The 16,912-nt window shown below is 42.1% G+C and carries 15 protein-coding genes; 8 read left to right on the forward strand and 7 right to left on the reverse strand.

What is annotated here, in order from left to right; translation table 11 throughout:
* The first annotated feature begins 296 nt into the window (after window positions 1-296).
* The 5 genes from malT to L4D78_RS21950 all read left to right on the forward strand — a co-directional run bounded on the left by malT (window position 297) and on the right by L4D78_RS21950 (window position 6,426).
* A complete protein-coding gene (gene malT, locus L4D78_RS21930) occupies window positions 297-3,005 on the forward strand; it encodes an HTH-type transcriptional regulator MalT (RefSeq protein WP_428468892.1) in 2,709 nt (902 codons plus the stop codon).
* A 33-nt stretch (window positions 3,006-3,038) separates the two neighbouring features.
* Window positions 3,039-3,719, forward strand: a complete 681-nt coding sequence (locus L4D78_RS21935) for a DUF4336 domain-containing protein (protein WP_428468893.1) — start codon at window positions 3,039-3,041, stop codon at window positions 3,717-3,719.
* A gap of 145 nt (window positions 3,720-3,864) precedes the next feature.
* On the forward strand, window positions 3,865-4,131 hold the full coding sequence (locus tag L4D78_RS21940; protein WP_428468894.1) for a D-fructose-6-phosphate amidotransferase: 267 nt from the start codon (window positions 3,865-3,867) through the stop codon (window positions 4,129-4,131).
* A 276-nt stretch (window positions 4,132-4,407) separates the two neighbouring features.
* Window positions 4,408-5,139, forward strand: a complete 732-nt coding sequence (locus tag L4D78_RS21945) for a glycosyltransferase (RefSeq protein WP_428468895.1) — start codon at window positions 4,408-4,410, stop codon at window positions 5,137-5,139.
* A 3-nt stretch (window positions 5,140-5,142) separates the two neighbouring features.
* Window positions 5,143-6,426 (forward strand): LssY C-terminal domain-containing protein, encoded by a 1,284-nt coding sequence (locus L4D78_RS21950; protein WP_428468896.1) that lies wholly within the window; start codon window positions 5,143-5,145, stop codon window positions 6,424-6,426.
* A 64-nt stretch (window positions 6,427-6,490) separates the two neighbouring features.
* Here the strand turns inward: L4D78_RS21950 and L4D78_RS21955 are convergent, their stop codons facing one another.
* Window positions 6,491-7,123 (reverse strand): CAP domain-containing protein, encoded by a 633-nt coding sequence (locus tag L4D78_RS21955; protein WP_428468897.1) that lies wholly within the window; start codon window positions 7,121-7,123, stop codon window positions 6,491-6,493.
* Window positions 7,124-7,867: 744 nt separating this feature from the next.
* Between L4D78_RS21955 and L4D78_RS21960 the strand changes: the two genes are divergently transcribed.
* Entirely contained in the window at window positions 7,868-9,778 is a 1,911-nt protein-coding gene (locus L4D78_RS21960) for a bifunctional metallophosphatase/5'-nucleotidase (RefSeq protein WP_428468898.1), read from the forward strand.
* 58 nt (window positions 9,779-9,836) lie between these two features.
* Here L4D78_RS21960 and modC read toward each other — a convergent pair whose 3' ends face one another.
* From modC to L4D78_RS21985, 5 genes are all read right to left on the reverse strand, one after another.
* On the reverse strand, window positions 9,837-10,916 hold the full coding sequence (modC, locus tag L4D78_RS21965) for a molybdenum ABC transporter ATP-binding protein ModC (RefSeq protein ID WP_428468899.1): 1,080 nt from the start codon (window positions 10,914-10,916) through the stop codon (window positions 9,837-9,839).
* Window positions 10,913-11,602, reverse strand: a complete 690-nt coding sequence (gene modB, locus L4D78_RS21970; RefSeq protein ID WP_428468900.1) for a molybdate ABC transporter permease subunit — start codon at window positions 11,600-11,602, stop codon at window positions 10,913-10,915. The genes modC and modB overlap by 4 nt, the downstream gene beginning before the upstream one ends.
* The gene (gene modA / locus L4D78_RS21975) at window positions 11,602-12,369 is read right to left on the reverse strand and encodes a molybdate ABC transporter substrate-binding protein (RefSeq protein WP_428468901.1); all 768 of its coding nucleotides are present in this window, start codon (window positions 12,367-12,369) and stop codon (window positions 11,602-11,604) included. The genes modB and modA overlap by 1 nt, the downstream gene beginning before the upstream one ends.
* Before the next feature lie 160 nt (window positions 12,370-12,529).
* Window positions 12,530-13,051 carry a YqhA family protein gene (locus L4D78_RS21980; RefSeq protein WP_428468902.1) on the reverse strand — a complete coding sequence of 174 codons (522 nt, stop codon included), beginning with the start codon at window positions 13,049-13,051 and terminating at the stop codon, window positions 12,530-12,532.
* A 196-nt stretch (window positions 13,052-13,247) separates the two neighbouring features.
* A complete protein-coding gene (locus tag L4D78_RS21985) occupies window positions 13,248-14,345 on the reverse strand; it encodes an alcohol dehydrogenase family protein (RefSeq protein ID WP_428468903.1) in 1,098 nt (365 codons plus the stop codon).
* 127 nt (window positions 14,346-14,472) lie between these two features.
* Between L4D78_RS21985 and L4D78_RS21990 the strand changes: the two genes are divergently transcribed.
* Window positions 14,473-15,366 carry a LysR family transcriptional regulator gene (locus L4D78_RS21990; RefSeq protein WP_428468904.1) on the forward strand — a complete coding sequence of 298 codons (894 nt, stop codon included), beginning with the start codon at window positions 14,473-14,475 and terminating at the stop codon, window positions 15,364-15,366.
* A 64-nt stretch (window positions 15,367-15,430) separates the two neighbouring features.
* Here L4D78_RS21990 and L4D78_RS21995 read toward each other — a convergent pair whose 3' ends face one another.
* Window positions 15,431-16,045, reverse strand: coding sequence for a glutathione S-transferase family protein (locus L4D78_RS21995; RefSeq protein ID WP_428468905.1), 615 nt, complete (start codon window positions 16,043-16,045; stop codon window positions 15,431-15,433).
* Window positions 16,046-16,204: 159 nt separating this feature from the next.
* Here L4D78_RS21995 and L4D78_RS22000 point away from each other — a divergent pair, with 159 nt between their 5' ends.
* Window positions 16,205-16,795: a TetR/AcrR family transcriptional regulator gene (locus tag L4D78_RS22000; RefSeq protein ID WP_428468906.1), complete on the forward strand. Its 591-nt coding sequence runs from the start codon at window positions 16,205-16,207 to the stop codon at window positions 16,793-16,795.
* Window positions 16,796-16,912 lie beyond the last annotated feature (117 nt).

Below are 16,912 nucleotides of genomic sequence, written 5' to 3' on the forward strand. Positions count from 1 at the left end.
ATTCACACTTTATGGCTCTAATTTCATGTGCAATTGCAGGCTTAAATRTTTATGAAAGATCTTATATATGTGATCAAACTCATAAATATAGGGATGAGAGAGTAAGAATTGCTGATTTAAACATTTTGAAATGTAAAGTTATGGAGCAGATCAAATGCTGTGTAATGATTTTCATGCAAGATAATCATTACTTGATAGCATAATAGCTCTACTAAAAACGTGATGCCGACTTAGTGGCAAACGATTAAAAACAACAGAGCAAAATCGACTAAACCTTACAATAAGATAGCTAGATTATGTGGATACCATCTAAACTAACTCGCCCAGCACGCCTTCATAACGCGATTATTCGTCCGCGATTGCTGGAAACTCTTGATCAGGCTCCTTTCTATCGCCTTGTGCTATTCCGCTCCCCAGCAGGTTTCGGTAAAACCACAATGGCAGCGCAATGGTTGAACGAGCACCCACATACGGGCTGGTTCAACATTGATGAAAATGATAACGATACATTCCGTTTTGCTAATTACTTATTACAGTCAATTAACAAAGCAACGAACAACACTTGTCCAAAAACACAGGCAATGGCTGAAAGACGCCAATTTGCCTGCCTATCGACTCTATTTAGTGAACTTTTTAGCGAGTTAAGCGAATATCACGAACAAACCTATCTCGTTTTAGACGACTATCATGTTATCAATAACGACGATATTCATGATGGTTTGCGTTTTTTCTTAAAAAATATGCCAGACAACATCACATTGGTTGTCACCAGTCGGACACTACCGCCACTTGGCACTGCAAACCTGCGAATTCGTGATCTTCTCATCGAAGTTGATAACGATCGCCTCGCTTTCGACGAAGAAGAAACTGAACGTTTCTTCAGCAAACGGGTTAATGAAAGCATAGAAACATCGGTACTGCGTAATCTTCACCAACAAGTTGAAGGTTGGCCTTCTGCATTACAGCTTATTGCGCTTCATGCCCAGCAAAGACCAAACACGCTGGTTGAATCAGCTGAATCGATGGCTAACTTTAACCGTGGCCACTTATGGGATTACCTTGCGGAAGAAGTGTTCGACCAGCTTGATCGCGAGACACAGCAATTCCTGTTACAGTGCTCCGTGCTTGATATTTTCAATGCCCAGTTGGTGGCAGAGCTAACTGGCCGAAGTGACGCACTCGCCATGCTCGAATCATTGAACCGCTTCGGTTTATTCTTAAACACCTTGGAAGGTGATAATAACTGGTACCGTTTCCATAACTTGTTTGCCGAATTCCTTCGTCACCAACGTTATTCACAAATTCCACAGCAGCGTGGTGAACTTCACGCCCTTGCAGCACGAGCATGGCTCAAGCAAGATTCACCGCAACAGGCATTACTTCATGCTCAAAAGTGTGAAAATGAAGCTCTGATCATTGAGATCTTGACTGATCACGGATGGGGAATGTACCACCATGGCGAAATCAAGTTGCTTGAAGATTGTCTGGCTTCACTCAAAAATGAACAGTTAATCAGCCATCCTCGCTTAGGATTATTGCGCATGTGGCTAGCTCAAAGCCAACATCGCTACAATGATATTGGTGATATGATCGCTGCCGCAGAAGACGCGATGCTCTGCCGTGATATCGTATTAGATGATGCGATACAAGGTGAATTCAATGCACTTCGCGCGCAAGTAGCCATAAACCAAAGTAAACCCGAAGAGGCGCTGACTTTATCAGAGCAAGCACTTGGGCAACTACCATCAACAACATACCGTAGCCGTATTGTTGCAACCTCGGTTGTGGGTGAAGTACACCATTGCCTAGGAAACCTAAGCCGTGCTTTACCTATGATGCAACAAACTGAAAAAATGGCGCGTCAATACCATGTTTACCATCAGGCTCTCTGGGCATTACTGCAACAAAGTGAGATTTTACTTGCGCAAGGCTATGTGCAAACCGCTTTCGAAGTATTAGACCAAGCCTTCAAGCTCGTTAAAGAACAGCACTTGCAACAAGTTCCTCTTCATGAATTTCTACTTCGTTTACGTGCCCAAATACTCTGGTGCTGGAACCGTCTAGATGAAGCAGAAGAAGCGGCTTTAAAAAGCCTTGAAGTGCTTGCGCCATACGATGAAACTAAATCACTTCACGCATATTCCATGCTCGCTAGAATCGCGATTACTCGTGGGGAACAAGACAAATCGGCTCGCTACCTCGAACTGTGTAATAGCATGATGGATCGCTCTAGTTACCATATTGACTGGCGTGCAAATACCGATTTAGCCAACCTACTCTACTGGCAAAATACGGGGGATATAGAGAATATCCAACAGTGGCTAGCTCAAGCCGAACAGCCAGAAGCTGCTTGTAACCACTTCCAGCAATTACAATGGCGTAATATTGGTCGAGCTTGTATCAATATGGGTAATTATGAGCGTGCTGAAAGTATTTTTTATATGCTCGAAGAGAGCTGTGTTAAGCATAACTTGATCACAGACAAGAACCGCAACCTTGTGGTAAAAGCAATGTTAAGTAAGAAGCAAGGGCACCGTGATGCAGCTCTTTCTGAGCTCCAAGAAGCATTATCTCTTACTAATAGCACTGGCATGGTGGGCATTTTCTTATGTGATGGCAGTGAGATTTGTGACCTGATACAAGAGCTCGTTGACAATAAATCGCTTAATGAACTAGAAATGCACCGAGCAAGACAGTTATTACGCGAAATGACCAGTAAAGAGCGTAACCGCTCAGTACACTTTGACGAGAGCTTTGTAGAAAAGCTACTGAATTTACCTGATATCCCGGAACTGATCCGCACTAGCCCACTTACTCAACGTGAATGGCAAGTACTTGGGCTTATCTATACCGGTTATAGTAATGAACAAATTGCTTCTGAACTCGATGTTGCTTCGACGACAATTAAAACGCACATTCGCAATTTGTACCAAAAACTCAACATTGCTAATCGCCAACAAGCCATTGAAACGGCTGAAAACTTGTTAAAACTCATGGGCTTCTAAATCAAGTAGCTCATCACTGGTTAAGGACGACCAATGATTGAATGGAGCAAAAACAGACTTTGGTATGTGGACATGCCGTTCAAGATGAACGGCATTCCTGTTGGTGCCAGAATGACTATCCTACGGTTGGATAATAACCAGCTATTGATCCACTCTCCTATTCAACTGACCACCAAACTGCAACTAGCACTGAGTAAACTAGGTCAGGTTTACGCCATTGTCACACCCAATATGAATCACCATTTGTTCTTATCTGAATGGTGGCTTGCTTATCCCAATGCGTACTTTTTTGCCCCGCCAGGGCTGCAAAATAAACGCACCGATCTTGTCTTTGACGATGCGCTGGGCGCGAATAGTCCTGTGATTTGGCGTCACCAACTCTATCAAACCCTCTTGCGTGGCAGTGATAAGATGGAAGAAGTTGTCTTTTGCGATCCTCAATCAAAAACACTGATTGTTGGTGACACACTAGCTTGGTTTAAACCGAGTTCTAATCCGTTCACGTTTATCCTCGGGATGCTGAATGGCTGCTATTTAAATCCTGCAATGCCTATCTATTGGCGCCTCACATTTGATGATAAAACGCGATTACGCCAATCCTTACAGGAAATTCTAACATGGCCTTTTGAACGTATTATTTTATCGCATGGACAAGTGATTTCTCATAATGGGAAAGCATGTCTTCACCAAGCTTTTAAATGGGCATTGAGGTAATAAGGCTTTGCCCACTCATTTTTTGCTTAAAATCAATAAAATTTCTTTTTATTTCGAACCTATCACCACGCGTGATCTATTTCACATTCATAGTTATATTTAGGCGTATATTCATAACCACTGTAAACAACTCAAGATAATGGTTATGACAGCATCAAAAGTCTATTTTAGAGATATCCTAGGGATCATTCTCGTTATCTCTGCAGCAATGGTTATGTTAGGTACAATCTTTAGCCTTTTAAGTGTATTAAATTACTACTCTCATGAAGAAGCTTATGCAAGAACTTACATTCATGATGCTATCCCTCTGTTTTTATTTTTCATTCCATGTATTGTACTTGGGAAATACATCAACAGGCCGCAATGGGTGCATGATGTGGAATCTTATTTATTAGAAAAAGCAAAAGGGTGAAATATTATCTTTGTCCATATGGAGAGTAATTAAATGGATTAGCGTGAATATCATCACCTCCCCTTACTCTCCTCATTACCAGCCCTCTAACCTCTAACCTCTAACCTCTAACCTCTAACCTCTAACCTCTAAATGATTAAACCTAATCATTATATTCTTATCAAAATATACGCTCAATTCTCTTTATATGAATTGAATATGAATAACTACCGTCATCAATAGTTCAAACTTGCTTAAGTATGATGGCTACATATTCAAACAAGAAGAGAAAAAATTATGACGCCTATCAGTATTATTGTAATCACACTAAATGAAGAAAAACGTATCGGCCGTCTGCTCGATGATCTCAGTAAACAGAGCCACCAGCAATTTGAGGTTATTGTGGTCGACTCAAATAGCGAAGATAACACCTGCGAAGTCGCTCGTGGCTTCGAACAGGCCCTTCCCTCACTCACGATTCATAAGATGGAACAGCGTGGAACTAGCTTAGGACGAAATACGGGGGCAGAACTCGCAAAACATGAAAGGCTTTTATTCCTTGATGCTGACGTACGTTTATCACCAACATTCTTAACTAATGCCCTACACCATCTACAATCGAAAAAGCTTGAGGTTGCTGGCGCCTATATGGGCGCAGAAAACCTACCTTTGGGCTATAAAGCTGGCTATCTAGCCTTTAATGCAGGGTTATTCGCAACATCGTATTTCTTCCCTACCGCGGTTGGTGCCTGCATGTTTTCAACCAAACGCGTACACAGTGAGATAGGCGGCTTCGACACAGAAATTACACTCTGTGAAGACTGCGATTATGCCAACCGAGCAGCACAAACATGGCGCTATCGAATTCTGCCAATCAGCTTTTGGTTTGATCCTCGCCGCCTAGAGCAAGATGGTTTATTCAGTATGGGCTGGACTTACTTCAAAGCCAATGTGCGACGTTTCCTCTTCGGTGAAATGCGTAAAAACGAAATAGAGTACAAATTTGATCACTACAAGGATGCAAAATAAATTATGTCAGAGCATGCGTGGTGGTGGTTCTTCGGGGGGAGCCTATTAGACGCATTAATCGGTCCTAATTTAGTCGTCCCCGGCGAGCCTTTCCTACTCGCAGCAGGCTATCTTCTGGCAAGCGGTGCACTTTATGGGGTAGTTGCCGTATTTATCGGGGGATTTATTGGTGACCAGCTTAGTTACTTCATCGGTTGCAAGTACGGCAGTCAAGGCTGCCGCTGGCTAGGAAAGCGTATTAAGAAAACACGTCGCCCTATCGCCAAAACACGGCTAATTTTAAAAAAACGTGGGCCTTGGTTTATTGCACTAGCACGACTACTTGGTCCTGTAGCATGGATTATGCCTTTCTTAGCCGGAAGTTATGCTGTCCCTTGGCACATATTCACTTTTTACTCTGCTATTGGCCTTGCCGCTGGCATTGGTCAATTTGTACTCATTGGCTTTCTCGTAGGAAAAGGCATCCATTTACTACCAAGCTGGCATACTGTCTTATTATTCCTTCAAGAACATAGCGTGTTACTGATTGCCATTACACTCGCAACCATTGCTTGTGCCACCCTGTATCGGCTCGATACCAAAAAAAAGTGGTTTAGCATGTCCGTTTGCTGGCTTATTTCTTTAGGTGCTGCGAATTACTACCATTTCTTCCACAGCAACGCATACAGCATTGAGTGGATATCATCAGCCAATGCTAGTGCTACGAATACAGAACAGTTCGTTTCTTTAGAAACTCTGGATTACAAAATCTATCCGGGTCTTGCTCCGGTCTATAAGCCACAGCCAATTAATGTTGTGATAATCGGTGAACATCCAAGCATTTTAATGGCAGATCAAGGCTGGATTGAAAACAAAACATTTTCAAAAGATGACCTTAACTTAAAACAGTACCTCAATTTAGTGACCGATGAATTACCGCCTATTTCCGATCTTTATTGGGCTCAACAGCCACAGCTACTCGCTTATCAACATGAAGGCGATATTGTACAGCGGCGTCATATTCGATGGTGGTATGCAGGTAAAGAGCAAGTAACAAGTAAAGATATATGGATGGGAGCAGTGAGTTATGACAATGCTCTAAAGCTTGCTCACTACAAAGGTATGATCACTGTATTGCATGCCATTGACCCAGATGTCGATCAAGAGCGCGACAGAATGATAGAAACAATAGATAACACTAAATGGTCAGCCAGCTACCGACGTCTGGGTGACCCGAAAGCCTACTCAAAATCAAACCATTACTTTACTGATGGCCAAGTTTTAGTGTTAGAAAAACAGCCTTCATAAATAACTATACCCAAACATCGTCGATGTTTGGGTATAAGTCTAAATTAAACCAATCATTTAATTATTATCTAGGACGGGCGAATACTTGCGTCCAGTAATATCCATAACCAGAACCTTGGTTCTCGACCAGTGATGCACCTAGCTCGGTGACATTCGCGTTCATAATATTGGTACAGTGACCAGGGCTGTTCATCCAAGCGGTCATTACAGCATCAATGCTTTTCTGTCCCGCAGCAACGTTCTCTGCCCATGCGTTGGCTGAATAGCCTGTATCGGCAATACGTTGATCGGGTGAACTACCGTCAGAGCCAGTGTGGCTCATAAAGTTTGCATTGGCCATATCACTCGAGTGGCGATATGCCGCAGCTTCTAGATCATAATCCCACTCAAGCGCAGGCACCGCTGGCATCGTCTGGCTGCCACAAGTTTGTTGTTGCGAGCGAGCTAGGTTTACCGCATATAACATTTGATCTGCAAATTCATCACTTGGTGGTGGTGGTGGAGGCGGCGGTGTTGTTCCTGGAGGGGGTGTCGGTCCTGGAGACGGGGCTGGATCGGTATCGCCACCACTAGAACCATTATCACCATCTGATACGTCAGAGCCATTGTTACCAGAGCTAGATCCGGAATCTGAGCCGCCTGAACCACAGCCAGCCAATAATAATGAAGAAAGAAGAATTAATGGAATTACTCGCATGATATACCTAACCGTTGAATACATTAGATATGTTTTACCCACCTAAAATAGGAAAAGTTAAATTAAATATTCAACTGAATAAAACATGATTAATATTTTCGCTAATCGTCTGTCAGCGATTTCGTGAGACACACTATACTGACTCTAGCCTTAACGCTTCAATATGCAACGGTTACTTTTTGTTCATTCTGACACAATCATAACAAGACTGATAATACCTAAACATACAGAGAGTTACGTTAAGGCATTGATAAGTATAAACTATAAATATAACATTCTTAATTTATTCTGTGCTCGATTATTCAAACGCCAAGATCTAATTAATAAGACACCCATGACATTCTTATGACTTTCAATCTAGTGACAAATATGTTTAAGACAAAAAAGTTATTTTTTATTTTTAACTTTTTTGTTTGATGCTACTTTTTTAACATCGTTATTTTACTATTTTATCCGGTAATTTATTAATACCGTTTAATAAATTACGCTGCCTATAAAGCACACATAAAATGAACCTCTTCTCCTCTAACTTGGATTTTATAATAATTTAAGTCTCGATTTACCGCTGTGTGCCTCTCACTAGCCTCTGTATATGCCCCTTTATCTCCGCTCGCCTCACCGTTTACTTCTCACAAATAATGCAACAATGTTAGCTCGTAGTCGCCATTTAGTGATCGTAATCACCGTAATAAAAATGTAATATTTGTAAGCTTTAAGCGAATTTTCAACTATTTAAGAATCATAATGAAGAAAAATATTTTAGCCTCAACCATTATACTAGCGTTATGTGGCAACGCTTTTGCGTCTGAATCAGAGATGATTGATGTGACCATTCTGGGTACATCAGACATTCATGGCCACTTCATGCCATGGGACTACGCCAGTGATAAACTGAACATGCGTGGTAGCCTCAGCCAAATTGCTACAAAGGTTAAAGGGATCCGCCACGATCAAGACAATGTCATCTTGGTCGATGCCGGTGATACGATTCAAGGTAACTTCGTTGAGACCTTTAAAGACGAACCTGTCGATCCGATGATGCTTGGCTTCAACGAAATGCAATATGACGTCTGGGTACTTGGTAACCACGAATTCGACTTTGGCCTTGATGTTTTAAATCGTTCCCTATCTCAGTTTTCAGGTACATCTTTAGCAGGGAATATTAAACGAGAAGACGGTAACCCGTTTCTGCCTGCTTATAAGGTGATCGAAAAGCAAGGGATCAAAATCGGGATCATCGGCATGGATACCCCAATGACCCAAGTTTTTGCAGAAGGAACAAACCGTCTTGGTGGTATGACATTTACCAATCCTTCTTTAGAAGTTAAAAAAGTCATCAGTCAGATTGATGATGAAGTTGATGCCATTGTTCTTGTTGCTCACATGGGACTGGACAATGAAAATAATATCGAAGCCACCGGCGTAACCGATATCGCCAATGATAACCCAGAAATTGATGCTATTGTTGCTGGCCACATGCATACCCGCATCGACAAAGCAGTTGTGAATGGCGTTATCATTACCGAACCAGATAAATACGGTAGAGCGTTATCACGTATCGATCTTCAGTTTGAAGAAAATGACGGTAAGTTCACACTTGTAAACAAAGACAGTTACACCTACAAAATAGACGGTATTGCATCTAACGAAAAGATGGATGAGCTGTATGCGCCTTATCATAAGCGCCTGCGCGAAAATGCGAACCGCGTTGTCGCTGAACTTACTGGCACCGATCTTGTTCCAGCCGATGAAATTCGCGGTATTCCACAAGTTCATATCCAAGATACTGGGATCAGCACCCTGTTCCAAGAAGCCAGCATGCATTATGCTCCAAAAGCGAATGTTATAGCTCTACAGATCGACAATGACTATGCCAAACTTGATGTTGGTAAGATTAAAGCAAAAGATATTGCCTATAACTATCAGTACGCTGGTGGTGAAATCACTGTCTACGAAATGACAGGTAAAGAGCTTAAGCAATACATGGAATGGTCTGCTGGTTATTTCAACAGCGTTAATACCGGTGATGTAACTTATAGCTTTAACCCTGTACGCCGAGCTTCAAAGTATTCAACCAATGACTTCTTTGCTGGCGTTACCTACACCATTGACTTAACAGAGCCTGCGGGCCAGCGTATTAAGCAACTTCAATTTTCTGATGGCAAGCAAATCACCAATGCCACCCCGATTCGTATTGGTATGAACAGCTACCGTATGGGCCACCTAACAAAAGCAGGTGGTGTACTAGAAGGCCAAGCCTTCCCTGTTCTGTTTGATACAGAAGAAGAATACGGTGAAGAAGCAGGCACAATTCGTAACCTTGCAATACGTTACTTAACAGAGGTTAAGGAAGGAAGCTATACCGGTAAACCAATGAACCGCTGGGCGTTATCAGGGTTAGAAGGCTACGAGCAAGAGCGTGAAATCATTAAAAACCTGATCAATGAAGGGACGATTTCGGTACCGACAAGTGAAGATGGCCGCTATACCAACGTCGCTTCAATTAATGTCAAAGATCTGAAGTTCACTTCACCTGAACTGGCAAAAGCATACATTGCAAAGCAACAAGCACTGCTAAACGCCACTGACGATGCGCATATGAAGGAAGCCATCAAGCGTAATATCATCATTGCACAGTCAATCAATCAAATCTGAGACTAAAAAATAGCTCCCTTAACTGGGAGCTATTTTAAGCATTTTTCAAATTCAGTGATCAAGCAAGATCATCCTGAGTCACACTAACGCCTTTAATCTGAGCATAAACGAGATCACCTATTTGCAGGTTTAGCTCATCGGCAGCCCATAACGTTATATTAGCCCATAATTGCGCTTCACCAACCCGTAATCGTACTTCTACCTTCTGCTGCTCATCAACCGAGTGAATTTTATCGATTCGTGCAGAGATAATATTTCGAATACTAGTCTGCTGTGGCATCACTTTCGTTATCGACACATCGTTGGAGTGAATACGTACACGTACCCATTCACCTCGGGTTCGATTAAGCTTATTCACCCACAAGAACGAGTCATGATTCAGCATAACCTGTGTGAGAGCATACCGTGCATGATCGTAATTAACCCGTGCACTTAGCAAAGAGCTTTGCTCTTTTGCTGGTAACCACGGTCGCATTTCCGGCGCGCCCCAAACACTGTTCACATGACCTGAAACCACGACTTCACCTTGATTTATCATCACCATATGATCAGCCAAACGAAGGATCTCATCCAAACTATGTGTCACATAAATAATAGGGATCTTAACTTCTTTAGCCAGTTTCTCGAGATATGGCATAAGTTCTTGTTTACGCGGTAAATCGAGCGAGGCAAGTGGCTCGTCCATCAATAACATATCGGGGTTAGACAGCAATGCCCGACCTATAGCGACCCGTTGCTTTTCACCGCCAGATAACGAAGCTGGGTAACGCTCCAGCAGGTGTACTATCCCTAACATTTCAACAATGGCGGTAAATTGCAGAGGATCTTCCTGCTTGCTGCCATAGCGTAAATTTCCTGCGACGGTATAGTGTGGGAATAGACGAGCATCTTGAAATACGTAACCGATATTACGCTTTTCAGGTGGTAGATTGAGCCCGCGATCGCTATTAAACAATTCATGCTCACCAATAGCAATCGCACCACTATCGGGCTTACTTAGCCCACTTAAAATATTGATTAGTGATGTTTTACCCGCACCAGAGCGACCAAATATTGCGGTAATGCCCTGCATCGGTAACGCTAGCTGCATATCCAGTTTCAGATCACCCAGTGTTTTTTTGACATTAATAGTGATCATTGAGCATTCAGCCTTTTGCGTGCCTTACGTGTTAACCATTCCGAAGCAAGTAATGAGGATAATGCAATCACAATTGCAATGACACAAAGACGGGCAGCTTGCTGCTCTGCTCCTGGTGTCTGGATGAATGAAAACATTGCCAATGGAATAGTTTGAGTCTCACCGGGAATATTCGAAACAAAGGTGATAGTCGCACCAAACTCACCGAGTGCTCGGGCAAACGCTAAGATCGCGCCAGTTAAAATACCCGGTATCGTTAAAGGTAAGGTGATAGTAAAGAAGACTTTAAGCGGACTTGCGCCAAGCGTCCTAGCCGCTTGTTCTAATTTGCTATCAACACTTTCTAACGCCAATCGAATAGATCGTACCATCAATGGAAATGAAACAACGGCAACGGCAATAACTGCCCCACGCCAACTGAAGCTGAATGTAAGACCAAACCATTCATATAAGGCTTTACCGATAACACCTTGTCGCCCGAGTAAAACCAATAGCAAATAGCCAATAACAACAGGAGGTAGCACCAACGGTAAATGCACTAGCCCATCGAGTAACGACTTACCAATAAATTTCCCCCTTGCAAGTAACCATGCACAAGCGACACCAAAAGGTAAACTGACTAACACCGCAACACTGGATATTTTCAAACTCAGCAACAGTGCTTGAAGCTCGTATTCCGTCAACACTACTTCACGTCCCCAAAGCCATAATGCGCAAAAATAGCAGTGGCTTCATCTGATAATAAATAACTGTAGAAGCCTTGCACCTTACTATTTGATTTATCTTTAACAATAGCAACTGGGTACGAAATTGGGGTATGACTTTCTGGTGGTAATTCAGCGACAATTTTTACATTATTTGAAATCAGCGCATCGGTTTTATATACGATCCCTAACATGGCTTCTTGCCTTTCCACCAGCAAGAGTGCTGAACGCACATTGCTAGCACTAGCCATTAAACGCAAGGCTTGAGGCCAGAGACCGAAATATTGTAGCGATTCTTTGGTATATAATCCTGCAGGTACATGGTTTGGGTCACCGACAGCTAATCGGGTACCTTTTAGAGCTTCTGCAATATCCCACGATGCCGAAATTGTGACTTCATCTTGAGGATAGTCATTAGGAGCGACAACAACCAAACTATTTTGCAGCAATGCCTTACGGCTTTCAGGTTCAACCGCTTGCTGCTGCTCAACATAATCCATCCATCTTTCATTTGCTGAGATATAAATATCTGCAGGCGCACCTTGTGATATCTGGCGGGCTAGTGCTGAAGATGAGGCATACGAAAGCGTTGTTTTAATGCCTGTTTTTTCTTTGTAGGCATCTGCAATATCATTTAATGCATTAGTTAGCGATGCTGCAGCAAAAACAGTTACGCGCTCACCTGCTTGAATGGTACTTGAAAAACAGAGTGCTCCCACTAGAGCTCCGTATGCCCATAACCGCTTCATTGTTATCGCCTTAGGTAAAAACAAACACCGTTATATACTAAAGTATATAACGGTTGATAGGAATACCTACTTAGTGAGAGTTTTATGGGTTACCTAAGTCGCTCTAGATTGCTCCCCCTCATTAGGTAGACTTTAGTAAAACGATAGCAGTAAAGCGGGATCATTCACTCTGGTTCTCATCTTGGCCAAGACCCAGAAACTTAAGCCCTAAGCTCAGTAATAGAATAGACACAGGCAAGATCAATACATTCCAACTTAAGTTATTAAAGTTAATCAATACCAATTCCAGAAATTTCACAAACAGGATGACAATGATTACTTCGGCTAGAATATTCTTTAAGTGGCCGATGTTTGGGGTCTTGATCCACTTCAACACTTCAGTTGTTTGATCTTCTCCTGCATTTTTATTCCAGATAAACAGCGTAAAAATACCGTGGGCAAAAATAAATAGCACCAAAGCAACAAGGAAGGTATCAAGTGATTTAATTAAATAACTAATCGCAATATCTGCAGTATCAAGGTGTGCAAGTTCAGCTGGCGGCATAGCGTTAAAAATAAACACATCAAATGCTGAATAAGCTTTATACGCGCCAATGATGATCAGTAACATTGAACCAAGCATCGAACACAAAATTGCAATCCAGCTGATGTAGCGGAAATAGTTAAATACCTTCTTTTTCATTATTATTCCTCTGGCTAAAACGACTACACCGTCCATTGTAGAGACTAGTGAAACAGGCGATGGCTGTCACAATTGGCCTGTAATATTGGTATATCTATCTGATAGCCACCATTATACTTGTTACCTGTACAATGATAATAATGAGAATATAAAATCAATATTACATGTGAGTAATAATAGGCGCTTCTATACCACGCTATGGCAGAAGCACTAACTTACCGACAAATTTTTTCGCCATAAACTCTTGCTGTGCAAGTTGTATATCTTCAAACGAATACTCTTTTGATACCAAAGGCTGAATTTCACCCCGTTCAATATAATTGACTAAGTTTTCAAAGATCTGTCTCGGCTGGAAGGTACAACCGAAGAAAGTCAGATCTTTTAAATATAATGTTCTTACGTCTAACTCTACCATTGGCCCTGCAATCGCCCCTGCTACGCTATATCTCCCACCACGACGTAGTACGGTCAGTAGCTTTCCCCATTCACTACCAGCCACAAGATCGATCACAACTTCAACGCTTTCATTACCCAATACCGTAAGTAAATTTTGCTCACGGCTAATGACTTCATCAGCACCTATCGCAAGAATTTGCTCACGTTTGCTATCGCTACAAATAGCAATGACTTTTGCACCACGTCGCTTTGCCAACTGTATTGCAGCAGATCCAACGCCACCCGACGCACCTGTAATCAGCACTGTGTCGCTTGCTGCAATGTTAGCGCGTTCAATCATGCCTTCCGCAGTAGAATACGAACAAGGAAATGATGCTAATTCACTATCAGTTAATTTACTTTCAACCGCGAATGCCTCTTTTGATAACGCTTTTGTATATTCAGCAAAACTACCATTACACTCTGAGCCAAATGTTTGGCAAATATAATCTGCACTTTCGCCAACTTGCTGAATCGATCTGACCAGTACTCGCTCACCAATGCGCTTTTGGTCAACATTTGCGCCGACAGCAACAATAATACCGCAACAATCAGCGCCTTGGATCAATGGAAAATGAAGCGCATCGCCCGACCAGCTCGCATCAGAATCATTAACACCTTCAAAACCATTCAGTGCCCCCGTATCAGTCTGTTCCGATACAGATTTGGAATACCAGCCAATGCGAGTATTGATATCGGTATTATTCACAGCAGCTGCGCCAACCCTGATCACGACCTCGTCTTGCGCTGGGGTTGGAACAACAAGATCAGTACGATATTCCAGCTTATCAAGACCACCGTGACCCGTCAGTACTACACCCGACATGCTCTTCGGTAAGGCCTGTTTGTTTTGTTCCATATAATGTCCTCAGAAATTTCAAGTTACGTTCTATATATCATGGTAAAAAATAACTACAATTCATCCAAACGAATAATAGTGAACTATCAATTCACTTTTTCTAAATCATTAGTTTTTAGGTGATCGTATGGAAGTATCAGAAAAGGCCTTAAAGAAAGAGCGCTTATTAGATCTTGATCTATTACGTACCTTTGCCGTAGTGGCTGAAACCGGCGAACTCAAAAAAGCAGCTGATGTTATTTGTCGGTCACAAGCCGCTGTCAGCATGCAAATAAAAAAGCTGGAAAATTTGGTTGGAAGTTCATTGATGGAGCGAAGTAATCGCGGTATTCAGTTAACTGACATAGGTAAAACCTTACTTGCCTATAGCGAACAGTTTCTACAACTTAATAACTTAGCATTATCAGCACTCAATGAAGACACGATAGCTGGACACTTTAACTTCGGTGTACCCACCGATTATACCCAGTGTTTTCTAACGCATTTCATGCCACTACTACGCAAAGAGATTCCCAACTTAGAAACGACAATAACTTGTGATAGAAGCCGAGAACTCAGAAAAAAAGTGGCCACCGGCGAACTCGATATCGCCATTGTTTCAGGTGAGACTCAATACGAAAATGAATTGACGTTATGGAGTGAAAGGCTATTTTGGGTCGCAGCCAATCACCACAACTTGGATCAACTAGCCAGTTTACCGATTGCGATATACCAAGATAACTGCATATTACGCGACTTATGTGAGCAAGGATTACAACAAGCTCATTTTACCTATCACGAGGTATTAACCAGTACATTGCTGGAAAACATAGCGACAGCAGTAAATACCGGTTATGCCATTGCACTGTTACCAGATTCGCTTATTAATACTGATCTTGTCAGCCCTTTGCCATCGTCCCTCATCGAAAGCACGCAAACCCTCACCATGAATATGATCCACTCCCCTCACCTTGAAGACCAAACCATTGAAAAAGTTGCCCAATGCTTTCAGCTAGCTGGTCGTAAACAAAACTATCGATAACAGTTTCAACTTAAGCGCATAAAAAAGGCGCCTGGAAGAGCGCCAAAAGAGAATAAATATAAAATTAAGACATACTTTGAATGGCAGGTCGTTCAGCAATACGTGATTTCCACGCTTGAAGATTTGGGTAGTCATCAGTAGCCACTTCAAGTGCTGCCAGCATCCCCATTAATACAAAAGCAGTAATATCTGCCACACTGTATTTATCTCCTGCTATGTATTCATTACTCGCCAACTGCTTTTCAAGCGTTGGCACAAAATCTATCACGCGTTGACGTGATTCTTGTCCCCATGCCTCAATGCATGTTTCACGGTCACTATAAATTGCAGTGATATTGCGAAAAGCCTGAAAGGCAACAAATAAGCCTTGTAGCTCTACGATTCGCTGCCACATTTCTATTTGTGCTTTTTCTAGCGCAGTTTCACCAAATAAAGCAGCCTTCTCTGGGTGCAATTCTTCAAAGTAACGGCAAATCGCTATCGATTCACAAATTGTTGTACCATCATCGAGTTCCAACACAGGAATACGGCCATTCACACTTAATGCTTGAAACGCTTCAGTCAAGTTCTCCCCTTCACGAACGTTAATGCTCTCGCGTTCAACGTCAATTCCTTTTTCAGCTAGAAAAAAACTCACGCGTTTAGCACTTGGGGTTGGTGCAAGCTCATAGATTTTCATGTTACTTCCTTTTTACTGAACGATCGTTTAGATTAGAATCTATTCATATCTGAACGATTGGTCAAGAAAGAATGTTACTTTTCTGAATGATTGTTCTGAATCAGGGTGTAATTGTTGTATCTTTAATAGCTAAGTAGCTGAGGCATGGTGATAACAGTAATGGCAAGAAGCAAAAATTTTGAACGGGAAGAAAAACTCATTCAAGCAATGGAGTTGTTCTGGCAAAAAGGCTACGCCGAAACATCGATGGCAGATCTTGTTGCTCACTTAGGGATCAATCGATTTAGTATTTACAATAGCTATATAGATAAAGAATCCCTTTACCAAGAAGCACTGGCCTATTACTTAAACAATGTTTCTCTGCCCGCACTAACCGCTTTAAGAAGCGAACAAGCAGGTGCAAAAGAAGTCATTCACTTCCTTAGCCAGTTCGCCCAACTTCAACATGAACAAACCTGTGGTTGTTTCTTACAAAACGCGTTACTTGAACGTGCCTATGACAATAAGCCGATACGAGATAAAGCCAATGATCTTTTTCTCGCTTTAGAGCAAGCATTTCTTAATGCGCTGACTAACGACCAACAAAAAGGCTTGATAACACCAGCCGCCGATATTTCGCAACTCAGTCGATTTTTAGTTATGCAAATGCAGGGAATTCGCGTACTAGGCAAAGCAAGGCAGTATGATGTTATCCAGGATGCACTTGCCATCGTCAGTACCACCTTAAACAGTTATCGAATAATTGAATAAGCAACAAATACCGCGACGATGCACACCACCTACTGACTTCATGTTAGAATAGTCTTATCAATTAACGGCTATTGCTAAGGCAGTAGCCGTATGTATTTTATTTTACCTGAGATTCCA

It is taken from the genome of Photobacterium minamisatsumaniensis (assembly GCF_050336695.1).
Taxonomy (GTDB): domain Bacteria; phylum Pseudomonadota; class Gammaproteobacteria; order Enterobacterales; family Vibrionaceae; genus Photobacterium; species Photobacterium minamisatsumaniensis.

What these genes read in the sequence shown, in the direction of transcription:
- malT (WP_428468892.1), top strand. Translation starts at nt 297, where the DNA reads ATGTGGATACCATCTAAACTAACTCGCCCAGCACGCCTTCATAACGCG.
- L4D78_RS21935 (WP_428468893.1), top strand. Translation starts at nt 3,039, where the DNA reads ATGATTGAATGGAGCAAAAACAGACTTTGGTATGTGGACATGCCGTTC.
- L4D78_RS21940 (WP_428468894.1), top strand. Translation starts at nt 3,865, where the DNA reads ATGACAGCATCAAAAGTCTATTTTAGAGATATCCTAGGGATCATTCTC.
- L4D78_RS21945 (WP_428468895.1), top strand. Translation starts at nt 4,408, where the DNA reads ATGACGCCTATCAGTATTATTGTAATCACACTAAATGAAGAAAAACGT.
- L4D78_RS21950 (WP_428468896.1), top strand. Translation starts at nt 5,143, where the DNA reads ATGTCAGAGCATGCGTGGTGGTGGTTCTTCGGGGGGAGCCTATTAGAC.
- L4D78_RS21955 (WP_428468897.1), bottom strand. Translation starts at nt 7,123, where the DNA reads ATGCGAGTAATTCCATTAATTCTTCTTTCTTCATTATTATTGGCTGGC.
- L4D78_RS21960 (WP_428468898.1), top strand. Translation starts at nt 7,868, where the DNA reads ATGAAGAAAAATATTTTAGCCTCAACCATTATACTAGCGTTATGTGGC.
- modC (WP_428468899.1), bottom strand. Translation starts at nt 10,916, where the DNA reads ATGATCACTATTAATGTCAAAAAAACACTGGGTGATCTGAAACTGGAT.
- modA (WP_428468901.1), bottom strand. Translation starts at nt 12,369, where the DNA reads ATGAAGCGGTTATGGGCATACGGAGCTCTAGTGGGAGCACTCTGTTTT.
- L4D78_RS21980 (WP_428468902.1), bottom strand. Translation starts at nt 13,051, where the DNA reads ATGAAAAAGAAGGTATTTAACTATTTCCGCTACATCAGCTGGATTGCA.
- L4D78_RS21985 (WP_428468903.1), bottom strand. Translation starts at nt 14,345, where the DNA reads ATGGAACAAAACAAACAGGCCTTACCGAAGAGCATGTCGGGTGTAGTA.
- L4D78_RS21990 (WP_428468904.1), top strand. Translation starts at nt 14,473, where the DNA reads ATGGAAGTATCAGAAAAGGCCTTAAAGAAAGAGCGCTTATTAGATCTT.
- L4D78_RS21995 (WP_428468905.1), bottom strand. Translation starts at nt 16,045, where the DNA reads ATGAAAATCTATGAGCTTGCACCAACCCCAAGTGCTAAACGCGTGAGT.
- L4D78_RS22000 (WP_428468906.1), top strand. Translation starts at nt 16,205, where the DNA reads ATGGCAAGAAGCAAAAATTTTGAACGGGAAGAAAAACTCATTCAAGCA.